The following is a 10,969-nucleotide window of genomic DNA, read 5'->3' as shown; positions in this document are numbered from 1 at the left end:
CGACCGGGAACGGTCGGGGGCAGCGGGTTCACTCGAGGCGATCGGAGCCGATCAGGCCTCCGAGTCGGCGCCCTTCTCGGCCGGCGCGTCGGAGGCCGCGGCCTCGTCCTCGACCGGGATCAGCGAGATCTTGCCGCGGTTGTCGATGTCCGCGATCTCGACCCGGATCTTGGAGCCGACGTTCACGACGTCCTCGACCTTGTTGATCCGCTTGCCGTTGCCCAGCTTGCTGATGTGCACCAGTCCGTCGCGGCCCGGGAGCAGCGAGACGAACGCGCCGAAGGCGGTGGTCTTGACGACCGTGCCGAGGAAGCGCTCGCCCACCTTGGGCAGCTGCGGGTTGGCGATGGCGTTGATCATGTCGATCGCGGCCTGCGCAGACGGTCCATCGGTGGCGCCGACGAACACGGTGCCGTCGTCCTCGATGGAGATGTTCGCACCGGTCTGCTCGGTGATGGAGTTGATCATCTTGCCCTTGGGGCCGATGACCTCGCCGATCTTGTCGACGGGCACCTTGATGGCCGTGACGCGCGGGGCGTACGGGCTCATCTCGTCCGGGGTGTCGATGGCCTCGGCCATGACCTCGAGGATCGTGGTGCGGGCGTCGTGCGCCTGCGACAGCGCGCCGGCGAGCACCTGCGAGGGGATGCCGTCGAGCTTGGTGTCCAGCTGCAGGGCGGTGACGAAGTCCTTCGTGCCCGCGACCTTGAAGTCCATGTCGCCGAAGGCATCCTCGGCGCCGAGGATGTCGGTCAGTGCGACGTACCGGGTCTCGCCGTCGACCTCGTCGGAGACCAGGCCCATCGCGATGCCGGCGACCGGCGCCTTGAGCGGCACACCGGCGTTGAGCAGCGACAGGGTCGAGGCACAGACCGAACCCATGGAGGTGGATCCGTTGGAGCCCAACGCTTCCGAGACCTGACGGATGGCGTAGGGGAACTCGTCCTGGCTCGGCAGCACCGGCATCAGGGCGCGCTCGGCGAGCGCGCCGTGGCCGATCTCGCGGCGCTTCGGCGAACCGACGCGGCCGGTCTCACCGGTCGAGTACGGCGGGAAGTTGTAGTGGTGCATGTAGCGCTTGCTGGTCTCGGGGCCCAGCGAGTCGATCTGCTGCGCCATCTTGACCATGTCGAGGGTGGTGACGCCCATGATCTGGGTCTCGCCACGCTCGAACAGCGCGGAGCCGTGCGCCCGCGGGATCACGGCGACCTCGGCGGAGAGCGACCGGATGTCGGTGATGCCGCGGCCGTCGATCCGGAAGTGGTCCTTGAGGATCCGCTGCCGGACGAGCTTCTTGGTCAGCGAGCGGAACGCCGCGCCGATCTCCTTCTCGCGACCCTCGAAGTTCGGGGCGACCTGCTCGAGCACCTCGACCTTGACCTCGTCGGTCTTGTCGTCGCGCTCCTGCTTGCCCGCGATGGTCAGCGCGGCACCGAGCTTGTCGGTGGCGGCGGCCGCGACGGCGGCGTAGACGTCGTCCTGGTACGCCGGGAACACCGGGTAGTCGCCGGTCGGCTTGGCGGCCTTCTCGGCGAGCGCCTGCTGCGCCTCGCAGAGCCGGGCGATGAACGGCTTGGCGGCCTCGAGGCCCTGCGCGACGACGGCCTCGGTCGGCGCCTGCGCGCCGCCCTCGATCTTCTCGATGACGTTGTCGGTGGCCTCGGCCTCGACCATCATGATCGCGACGTCGGCGCTGTCCCCGGAGCCGGAGACGATGCGGCCGGCGACGACCATGTCGAAGACGGCGTTCTCGAGCTGCTCGACGGTCGGGAAGGCGACCCACTGGCCGGCCTTGTTCTCGTCGGAGACGATCAGCGCGACGCGGACGCCACCGACCGGGCCGGAGAACGGCAGGCCGGCGATCTGGGTGGACGCGGATGCGGCGTTGATCGCGACGACGTCGTACAGGTCCTTCGGGTCGAGGCTCAGGACCGTCACGACGACCTGGATCTCGTTGCGCAGACCGTCGACGAACGAGGGGCGCAGCGGCCGGTCGATCAGGCGGCAGGTCAGGATCGCGTCGGTCGAGGGACGGCCCTCACGACGGAAGAACGAGCCGGGGATGCGGCCCGCGGCGTACATGCGCTCCTCGACGTCCACCGTGAGGGGGAAGAAGTCGAAGTGCTCCTTGGGGTGCTTGCTGGCGGTGGTGGCCGACAGCAGCATGGTCTCGTCGTCCAGGTAGGCGACGACGGCGCCGGCAGCCTGCTGGGCGAGGCGGCCGGTCTCGAAACGGATGGTGCGGGTGCCGTAGCTCCCGTTGTCGATCACGGCGGTGGATTCGAACACGCCCTCGTCGACCTCTACTGCGGAATTGACTGTCATCTCTACTCTTCTCTTCCCTCTCGTCTTTGCCGTATCCGCGTGGCCGGCGCGCCCCTCCTGGGCGCGGCGGCGTACCTCTGCGCGGTGGCGGCCATCGATCGAAGCCCTTCGGGGATCGTGAACATCGTGCTCACGACCCGGCCGAGAGGCCACTACCGAGGACCGACGCCACGGCGGTACGTACGGCTGGATCTCGTAGATCCGGGTACTGCTGGTCTTGCTCTATCTGGTCGAACTATCTGGTCGAACAAAAACCCTGGTGGTACAAACACCGGTAGCCAACGAGGCTCAGTCTATGCATTCGCCTCGCTGGCTACCGGGATGTTCACGGTGCGCGTCGGATACTTATCGACGCAGACCCAGACGCTCGATCAGCGAGCGGTAACGCGCGATGTCCACCTTCTGGACGTACTTGAGCAGACGACGACGGCGTCCGACCAGCAGCAGCAGGCCGCGGCGGGAGTGGTGATCGTGCTTGTGCGCCTTCAGGTGCTCGGTGAGGTCGACGATGCGCTTGGTGAGCATGGCCACCTGCGCCTCCGGCGAACCGGTGTCGGTCTCGTGCAAGCCGTACTCCGAGAGGACGGCCTTCTTCTCTTCGGTGGTCAAAGCCACTGTGAATCTCCTGATCACTGACGTCCGCGCACTGTTTACAGCAAGTGTGGCCACCGCGGACCGCAGCACACACCGAGAGGCAATCCTACCAGGGCGAACGGGGCGGGCAGGAGCGGAGCCTGCGGAGCGAGCGAGGTGGGCAGGAGCGGAGCCTGCGGAGCGACCCGGGTGGCCGGAGTGTGCTCCCGCGCCACCGTCAGCCGCGGTGGTGCAGGTCCGCTCTGGTCAGGATCTCCCGGGCGGTGTCCGCGTCCCGGCCCATCTGCTCGATGAGCGCCTCGACCGAGTCGAACTTCTCCATGCCGCGCAGACGATCGACGAAGTCGACGGCCACGTGCTGGCCGTACAGGTCGGCCTCGCCGTCGAGGACGAAGGCCTCCACGGTGCGGGTACGGCCGGAGAAGGTCGGGTTGGTGCCGATCGACACGGCCGCCAGGTGACGCTCCCCCGGCGCGACGGTACCGATCACCGGTCCCGGCCCGAGCACCGTGAACCACGCCGCGTACACCCCGTCCGCGGGGATCGCCGAGTGCATCGGCGGCGCGATGTTGGCGGTCGGGAAGCCGAGTTCACGTCCGCGGCCGTCGCCGTGCACCACGACGCCCTCGACCCGGTGCGGCCGCCCCAGCGCCTCCGCGGCAGCGCCGACGTCACCGGCGTCCACGCAGGATCGGATGTAGGTGGAGGAGAAGGTGACCGCGTGTTCGGCGAGCAGGTTGACCCCGTCGACGGCGAACCCGAAGCGGCCACCGATCTGGCGCAGCAGGTCGACCGTGCCCGCCGCCTTCTTGCCGAAGGTGAAGTTCTCCCCGACGACAACCTCGGCCACGTGCAGCCGCTCCACGAGGATCTCGTGGGCGTAGCGCTCCGGGGTGAGCTTCATGAAGTCGGTCGTGAACGGCATCACGCAGAACACGTCGATGCCCAGTTCCTCGGCCAGCTCGGCTCGTCGCGCCAGCGTCGTCAGCTGCGCCGGGTGACTGCCCGCCCGCACGACCTCCATCGGATGCGGGTCGAAAGTCATGAGCACACTGGGGATTCCGCGCTCGCTCGCCGCCTTCACGGCGCGACTGATCAGTTGGGCGTGACCTCGATGCACACCGTCGAAAACGCCGATCGTGAGTACACAACGCCCCCAATCGGCAGGCACATCGTCGAGACCTCGCCACCTCTGCACGCATCGCAGCCTACGGCCCTGCGTGAGACGCGTCATCTTCGGATTCGGTACGCGGGTGTCGTGGCGGCACGACGGGCCGACATTGCCTAAGCTCGACCCGTGGGCGAACGCAAGACTGGACCAGCAATGACGACCGCGAAGGCCGCCGGCGCGGGGACTCTCACCACGGTCGCGCAGGACTACCTCAAGGTGATCTGGACCGCGGGTGAGTGGTCCGGCGAACAGGTGTCGACGAAGATGCTCGCCGAGCGGATCGGGGTGTCGGCGTCGACCGTGTCCGAGGCGATTCGCAAGCTCGCCGACCAGGGCCTGGTGGACCACGCACGGTACGGCTCGATCTCGCTGACCGACCGCGGTCGCGCGGCCGCGGTCGCCATGGTGCGCCGGCACCGGCTGATCGAGACCTACCTGGTCAACGAGCTCGGATACGGCTGGGACGAGGTGCACGACGAGGCCGAGGTGCTCGAGCACGCCGTCTCGGACCTGATGATCGCCCGGATCGACGCCAAACTCGGTCACCCCGAGCGCGATCCGCACGGCGACCCCATCCCGGCGCCGGACGGGTCGATCCCCTCCCCGGCCGCCCGTCAGCTCAGCGACTTCACCGACGGCCAGTACGGCCGGATCGCGCGGATCTCCGACTCCGATCCGGCGATGCTGCGGTACTTCGACTCGGTCGGCATCGCGCTCGATCTGACCGTGACCGTGCTCGAACGGCGCGACTTCGCGGGCACCGTCTCGGTGCGGCTGGGCGACGGCGACACGGTGGAACTCGGCAATCCGGCCGCCGACGCGATCTGGCTCGTCGAGGGCTGATCGCGCGAGGCCCGCCGCACAGCGGCACCGGCACCGGGACCGGGACCGGGACCGCCCATAGGGTCCGCCGACCCCGCCGGGTCGCGGACTACAGGCCGCGAAGGGTCGCCGGGCGAACCACCATCACCGAACTGGCGCGCCGGCCACGCTCCTGCAGCAGGGCGATCGTGTGCCCGTTCGGGTCGATGGCGGCGTACGTGCCCGGGATCCCGACCGGTTCGAGCCAGCGCCCTTGACTGATGGACTCCGCCTCCTCGGCGGTGATCTGACGGTGCGCGAACGCGGTCTGCGCGGCGTGGTCGATGTCCAGGCTCACCGCCGGGTCCTCGGCCAACTGCTCGAGGGTGCGCGCGTGCTCGAGGGTGAACGGTCCGACCCGGGTGCGCCGCAGCGCCGTCAGGTGCCCGCCGACGCCGAGGGCCGCGCCGAGGTCGCGGGCCAGCGCCCGGACGTAGGTGCCGGACGAGCACTCGACCTCGACGTCGAGATCGACGAACGCGCCGTCCCGGCGAGCGGCCGTCACCTCGAACCGGTCCACCGTCACCGGACGGGCTTCCAGCTCGAACTCCTCGCCCTGCCGGATCAGCTTGTGCGCCCGCTGCCCGTCGACCTTGATCGCGCTGACCGACGACGGGACCTGCGAGATGTCGCCGGTCAGGGTGCTCGTCACGGCCGCGATCTCCGCATCGGTGACCGCGGAGGCATCGGCCTCGGTGAGCACCTCGCCCTCCGCGTCGTCGGTGGTCGTCGCCTGCCCGAGCCGGATCGTCGCCGAGTACGCCTTCGTCGTCAGCGCCAGCAATCCGAGCAGCTTGGTGGCCCGCTCGATGCCGAGGACGAGGACACCGGTCGCCATCGGGTCCAGCGTGCCCGCGTGCCCGACCTTGCGGGTGTGCAGGATCTTGCGGCAGCGCGCGACGACGTCGTGGCTGGTCATGCCCGCGTCCTTGTCGATGATCAACAGCCCGGCGCCGTCGAGGCCGGAGGACGGTTTGCGGTGAGAAGGCACGGGATTCGAGACTACTGGACGGTGATCGCGGCGATGACGAGCCCGTCGGCGACCAGCCAGCGTCCGTCGAAGGAGCTCAGCGGCGGGCCGTCGGTGGTCTGTCCGGGCACCAGCAACTCGGAGCGGAAGGCACCGGTCAGCTGCCGTCGGGGTCGCTCCGCCGGCTCCGCTCCTGGCCCGTCGCCGGCCTCGGACAGGGTCAGCGTGATCCGCGCGTCCTCGAAGCCGAGCCATCGCCCGGTGAGGGGGAACCACGCCTTGTAGGTGGCCTCCTTGGCGCAGAACAGCAGCCGGTCCCAGTGCACCCGGTCGTCCGCCTTCGCGGCGAGTTCGATCCGTTCCTCCGGCAGGCTCACCGCATCGAGCACGCCGTCCGGCAGCGGACCGTGCGGCTCGGCGTCGATCCCGACCGACCGCACCTGCATCGAGTACCCCAGCACGGCGCCGCGGTAGCCGTCGCAGTGCGTCAGGCTCCCCACCACCCCGCGCGGGAACAGCGGAACGCCCCTGTCCCCCTTGAGGATCGGGGCAGCATCCACGCCGAGCTTCGCCATCGCCTCGCGCGCACAGTGCCGGACACTGATGAACTCGCGCCTGCGCTTGTCGACCGCCCTCGCGATCAACGCCTCCTCCTGGGGCAGCGCGGTCAGACCGGGCGGGTCCTCGAACAGCTCGGCGTACGCGACCCCGTCGGGGAGAATCGACTCGATCATGCGCGGGCCGCCCTCATCGCGTCGAACTCGGCCTGCTGCTCGGGGGTGACCTTGAAGTGTCCGCCCCACTTGTTGAGCGTGCCCGGCGGGTACTCCGGCACCGGCAGGATCTGCCGCAGCAGCCGCTCCGGCAGGCCGCGTCGCTGCCACTCACGCGGGTAGCCGAGCGAGACCTCTTCGAAGCGGACGCCGTCGTAGTAGGTCGTCCGCGGAATGTGCAGGTGCCCGTAGACGCTGCAGATCGCGTTGTAGCGGGTGTGCCAGTCGGCGGTCAGTTCGGTGCCGCACCACAGCGAGAACTCGGGGTAGAACAGCACCCGCGTGGGCTCGCGGACCAACGGGAAGTGGTTGATCAGCACGGTGGGGATCGACAGGTCGAGTGCGTCGAGCCGAGCTCGCGTCGACTCCACCCGGGCGTGACACCACGCGTCGCGGGTCGCGAAAGGCTCACTCGAGAGCAGGAACTCGTCGGTGGCGACCACGTTCTTGTCGCGGGCGACCTCGAGTGCCCGCTCCTTCGTGGTGGTGCCCTCGGGCCGGAAGCTGTAGTCGTAGAGCAGGAACATCGGCACCAGCGTCGCCGGACCGCCCTCGCCCTCCCACACCGGATACGGGTCCTCGGGGGTGATCACGTCCAGCTCGCGGCACATGTTGACCAGGTAGTCGTACCGGGCGACGCCGTGGATCTGCACCGGGTCCTTGGCGGTGGTCCACAGCTCGTGGTTGCCGGGCACCCAGATGACCTTCTCGAACCTGCTGCGTGCCAGCTTCAGCGCCCAGGCGATGTCGTCGGTCTTCTCCGAGACGTCGCCGGCGAGAATCAGCCAGTCCTGCGGCGATTCCGGGTACAAGTCCTCGGTGATGGGACGGTTCCCGCGGTGCCCGACATGGGTGTCGCTCACCGCCCACAACTTTCGCGTCACGCTCACTACCTTCCCGCCTGAATGTCGGCGCCAACCACTGCCCAGCGCCCCGAACTCGTCCGCCACACGACGGCAAGCATCCGCAGCACCATGAACACCGTAAGCCCCGACCAGATTCCCGCCAGACCCCAGTCGAATTCGAGCGACAGCCAGATCGGCGGCAGGAACCCGACCACCGCGCAGCCGAGCGTCGCGTTGCGCAGGAAGGCCGCGTCCCCGGCGCCGAGCAGCACACCATCCAGTGCGAACACCACCCCCGCCACCGGCATGATCGCGACGAAGAACCACCAGATGACGTCGATCTGGCCCAGCACCGCGGAATCATCGGTGAACAGCGGCGGGATCACCGAGTGCCCCAGCGCGAACACCGCGGCCAGTAACAACGCGAACACCGTCGACCACCCGGTCAGCCGGCGCGCGAGCCCCCGGGCCTGCGCCGCGTGACCGGCGCCGAGCGCGCCGCCGACCAACGTCTGGGCCGCGATCGCCAGCGAGTCCAGGGTGAGTGCGACCAGGTTCCACAACTGCAGGACGACCTGGTGGGCGGCCACGGCGGCCGCACCGAACCGCGCGGCGACCGCGGCCGCTGAGAGGAAGCAGGCCTGGAAGGCGAGACTGCGCAGGATCAGGTCGCGCCCGAGCACCACCTGTGCCCGCATCACGTCCGGCCGCGGGCGCAGCGACACCCCGGACCGCAACAGCGCCGCAATGAAGAACGCCGCCGTCACGGACTGCCCCGCCACGTTCGCGACCGCCGACCCGGCCAGTTCCCACCGGGGCGCACCGAGGAGGCCGTGCACCAGGATCGGGCACAGCACCGCCGACACACCGAGGCCGGCGAGCACGAAACGTAAGGGCCGCAACGTGTTCTGCACCCCGCGCAGCCAGCCGTTGCCGGCCATCGCGATCAGGATCAGCGGTGCGCCGAACACCGCGATCCGCAGCCACTGCAGGGCCTCCGCCGCGATGTCGCCGCCGCCGGAGATCACGTCGGTCACCGGTCGCGCCAGCAACTGGACGGCAATCACGATGGCGACACCGATACCGACCGCCAGATAGGTGGCCTGCACGCCCTCGCGGACCGCACCGTGCTCGTCACCGGAGCCGTGGCGGCGCGCCGCCCGCGCGGTGGTGCCGTACGAGAGGAACGTCAACTGGGTGCTGACCTGCGCGAGAATCAGTCCGCCGACGGCCAGCCCGGCGAGCGCCAGGGCACCGAGCCGCCCGACCACCGCGATGTCGAAGAGCAGGTAGAGCGGTTCCGCGGCAAGCACACCGAGCGCCGGGAGCGCCAGGCCCAGGATCCGCCGGGCGGTCGGGTCGGACCGACGTTGCCGGGACGAGGTTTCAGCCAAGTCGATGACTCACCCGAGCACGCCGAGAAGGACTCACCCGAGCACGCCGAGAAGGACTCACCCGAGCACGCCGAGAAGGACTCACCCGAGCACGCCGAGAAGGACTCACCCGAGCACGCCGAGGAGCTCGGCAACCACACTCTCGTCGTCGCCCTCGTGGGTGTACCCGGAGGCGAACCGGTGTCCGCCGCCGCCGACCCGGGCCGCAACCTCGGAGACGTCGACCGTGGACTTCGACCTGAGCGAGATCGACCACCGGCCGGGCTCGTTCTCCTTGAGCACCGCGGCGACCTCCGCCTGAGCGGTGGTGCGGACGATGTCGATGACGCTCTCGATCTCCTCCGCGCCCATACCCTCGGTGTCCGCGTATCGGATCAACGCGTAGACCAGGCCGCGACCGCCGACCGCGTCGGGAACCAGGCACGCGGTGCCCAGTACCGCCGAGAGCATCGGCAGCCAACCGAACGGGTGGGTGTCGAGCAGTCGCCTGGTGATCGCCGCGGAATCGATGCCGGTGTCGATCAGCCGCTCCGCCAACTCGTGGGTTCCGGGCTGGACCCAGCGGAACGAGCCCGTGTCGGTGACCAGGCCGGCGTACAGGCAGTGCGCGAGGTCGCGGTCGATCTCCACACCCCAGGCGTCGAACAGTCGGGCCAGCACCGCGGTGGTGGCCTCGGCGCTGTCGTCGACCAGGTTGTACCGGCCGAACCGGGTGTTGGACCGGTGATGGTCGATCACCAGCGTGCGGCGAGCGCCGTCGAGTCGGTCCGCCAGATCGCCGAGCCGGCCACGACTGCCGCAGTCCACCGTCACCAACAGGTCCACCTCGGCGGGCACGTCACCCGGCGCCACCAGCAGGTCCACCCCGGGCAGCGTGCGCATGGACTCCGGGAGCACGTCGGGTCTCGCGAAGGACACCTGCACCGGTGTACCCATCCGGTCGAGTACCTGCGCGAGAGCCAGTCCGCTGCCGATGGTGTCCGCGTCCGGCTGGACGTGGCAGAGCACCGTCACCGACGTCGCCTCGGACAGGAGGGCCACCGCGGCCTCGAGATCGATCTCGGCGGGGTTCACGGCGGTGGAGGTCTGCGCAGTCACGGTCATCGCCGGCCTAGTCGGCTTCGCCCGAGCCGACCGGTTCGTCCTCGTCGTCCTCGGCGGACCGCGGCTCCTTGTACGGATCCGCATCGCCGGCGTGGGTGGCGTTCTCCCTGGCCTTGGCCACCTCGTCGTCGGCAGCACGCGCCCTGGCGAGCAGTTCCTCCATGTGCCGCGCCGCATCGGGGACGGTGTCGGCGACGAACGTCAGCGTCGGGGTGAACCTGACCCCGGTGCCGGCCCCGACCTTGGAACGCAGAGCGCCTGTCGCCTTCGCCAGACCGGCGGCGGCGCCGTCCATGTCCGGCTCGGTCTCCAGGTCCACGCCGCGGACCGTGTAGTACACGGTCGCGTCGTGCAGATCGGCGGTCACCTTCGCGTCGGTGATCGTGATGTAGTCCAGCCGGGGATCCTTGATCTCCTTGTCGGCGATCGCCGTTGCGACGATCGTCGAGATGCGCTTGGCCAGCTTTCGCGCCCTCGCCGGATCTGCCATGACCGAAGTCCCTTCCTAACGACGGCGGTGCCGTCACATCCTCTACGACGGCGGTGCCGCCGGTTCGTTCCAATGTCCATCTTTCGCCGCAGCCGTGTGGCGAGAAGAACCGGGTCAGTCCTCCGGGCCGAAGATCCGGCGTCGTACGGCGAGGAGCTGCAGCTCCGGTCTCGCGGCCACCTGCCGCTCGCAGGTGTCGAGCACCTCGTTGAGATGGTCGACGTCCGACGTGGCCACCGCTACACCGATGAGCGAACGCCGGTAGCGGTCGTGCTCGCCGGTCTCCGCGACCGACACCCCGAACTTGGCGAGCGCGGCGATCACCGGCTTGACCACCGAACGCTTCTCCTTGAGCGACCGCACGTCGCCGAGCAGGATGTCCAGCTCGAGAGCACCGAGATACACCAAGCCTCCGTGATGGTCGCGGTGTGGGTCCCGCGGG

Annotated in this window: 11 protein-coding genes; 1 reads left to right on the top strand and 10 read right to left on the bottom strand. The window is 69.4% G+C overall.

Translation table 11 applies throughout. The features are described from left to right. Window positions 1-51: 51 nt before the first annotated feature. From ACFXGJ_RS22130 to ACFXGJ_RS22120, 3 genes are all read right to left on the bottom strand, one after another. Window positions 52-2,325 carry a polyribonucleotide nucleotidyltransferase gene (locus ACFXGJ_RS22130; protein ID WP_378624872.1) on the bottom strand — a complete coding sequence of 758 codons (2,274 nt, stop codon included), beginning with the start codon at window positions 2,323-2,325 and terminating at the stop codon, window positions 52-54. 345 nt (window positions 2,326-2,670) lie between these two features. Then, window positions 2,671-2,940 (bottom strand): 30S ribosomal protein S15, encoded by a 270-nt coding sequence (gene rpsO / locus ACFXGJ_RS22125; RefSeq protein WP_378624869.1) that lies wholly within the window; start codon window positions 2,938-2,940, stop codon window positions 2,671-2,673. Between the two features lie 196 nt (window positions 2,941-3,136). After that, window positions 3,137-4,117, bottom strand: a complete 981-nt coding sequence (locus ACFXGJ_RS22120) for a bifunctional riboflavin kinase/FAD synthetase (RefSeq protein WP_378624866.1) — start codon at window positions 4,115-4,117, stop codon at window positions 3,137-3,139. A gap of 126 nt (window positions 4,118-4,243) precedes the next feature. Between ACFXGJ_RS22120 and ACFXGJ_RS22115 the strand changes: the two genes are divergently transcribed. Continuing rightward, the gene (locus ACFXGJ_RS22115; RefSeq protein ID WP_378624863.1) at window positions 4,244-4,933 is read left to right on the top strand and encodes a metal-dependent transcriptional regulator; all 690 of its coding nucleotides are present in this window, start codon (window positions 4,244-4,246) and stop codon (window positions 4,931-4,933) included. An 88-nt stretch (window positions 4,934-5,021) separates the two neighbouring features. Here the strand turns inward: ACFXGJ_RS22115 and truB are convergent, their stop codons facing one another. The 7 genes from truB to ACFXGJ_RS22080 form a co-directional block, all read right to left on the bottom strand. Beyond that, the gene (gene truB, locus ACFXGJ_RS22110; RefSeq protein WP_378624861.1) at window positions 5,022-5,942 is read right to left on the bottom strand and encodes a tRNA pseudouridine(55) synthase TruB; all 921 of its coding nucleotides are present in this window, start codon (window positions 5,940-5,942) and stop codon (window positions 5,022-5,024) included. 11 nt (window positions 5,943-5,953) lie between these two features. Further along, complete coding sequence (locus tag ACFXGJ_RS22105; protein ID WP_378624858.1) at window positions 5,954-6,655, bottom strand: 4'-phosphopantetheinyl transferase; 702 nt, start codon at window positions 6,653-6,655, stop codon at window positions 5,954-5,956. Further along, window positions 6,652-7,578: a metallophosphoesterase family protein gene (locus tag ACFXGJ_RS22100; protein WP_378624854.1), complete on the bottom strand. Its 927-nt coding sequence runs from the start codon at window positions 7,576-7,578 to the stop codon at window positions 6,652-6,654. Before ACFXGJ_RS22100 ends, ACFXGJ_RS22105 begins: the two co-directional genes overlap by 4 nt. A 5-nt stretch (window positions 7,579-7,583) precedes the next feature. Continuing rightward, window positions 7,584-8,933: an MATE family efflux transporter gene (locus ACFXGJ_RS22095; RefSeq protein WP_378624851.1), complete on the bottom strand. Its 1,350-nt coding sequence runs from the start codon at window positions 8,931-8,933 to the stop codon at window positions 7,584-7,586. A gap of 105 nt (window positions 8,934-9,038) precedes the next feature. Further along, entirely contained in the window at window positions 9,039-10,037 is a 999-nt protein-coding gene (locus ACFXGJ_RS22090) for a bifunctional oligoribonuclease/PAP phosphatase NrnA (protein WP_378624847.1), read from the bottom strand. A gap of 7 nt (window positions 10,038-10,044) precedes the next feature. Further along, window positions 10,045-10,527 (bottom strand): 30S ribosome-binding factor RbfA, encoded by a 483-nt coding sequence (gene rbfA, locus ACFXGJ_RS22085; protein ID WP_378624844.1) that lies wholly within the window; start codon window positions 10,525-10,527, stop codon window positions 10,045-10,047. A 114-nt stretch (window positions 10,528-10,641) separates the two neighbouring features. Continuing rightward, a complete protein-coding gene (locus tag ACFXGJ_RS22080; RefSeq protein ID WP_378426799.1) occupies window positions 10,642-10,932 on the bottom strand; it encodes a DUF503 domain-containing protein in 291 nt (96 codons plus the stop codon). Between the last annotated feature and the right edge of the window lie 37 nt (window positions 10,933-10,969).

It is taken from the genome of Rhodococcus sp. NPDC059234 (assembly GCF_042754225.1).
Classification (GTDB): domain Bacteria; phylum Actinomycetota; class Actinomycetes; order Mycobacteriales; family Mycobacteriaceae; genus Rhodococcus_G.
The sequence above is the reverse complement of the archived record's forward strand: the minus strand, read 5'-3'. Positions and strand labels throughout refer to the sequence as shown.

Excerpts from the sequence above, each read along its gene's own strand:
- ACFXGJ_RS22105 (WP_378624858.1), bottom strand. The coding sequence starts at position 6,655 with ATGATCGAGTCGATTCTCCCCGACGGGGTCGCGTACGCCGAGCTGTTC.
- ACFXGJ_RS22115 (WP_378624863.1), top strand. The coding sequence starts at position 4,244 with ATGACGACCGCGAAGGCCGCCGGCGCGGGGACTCTCACCACGGTCGCG.
- ACFXGJ_RS22090 (WP_378624847.1), bottom strand. The coding sequence starts at position 10,037 with ATGACCGTGACTGCGCAGACCTCCACCGCCGTGAACCCCGCCGAGATC.
- rbfA (WP_378624844.1), bottom strand. The coding sequence starts at position 10,527 with ATGGCAGATCCGGCGAGGGCGCGAAAGCTGGCCAAGCGCATCTCGACG.
- ACFXGJ_RS22130 (WP_378624872.1), bottom strand. The coding sequence starts at position 2,325 with ATGACAGTCAATTCCGCAGTAGAGGTCGACGAGGGCGTGTTCGAATCC.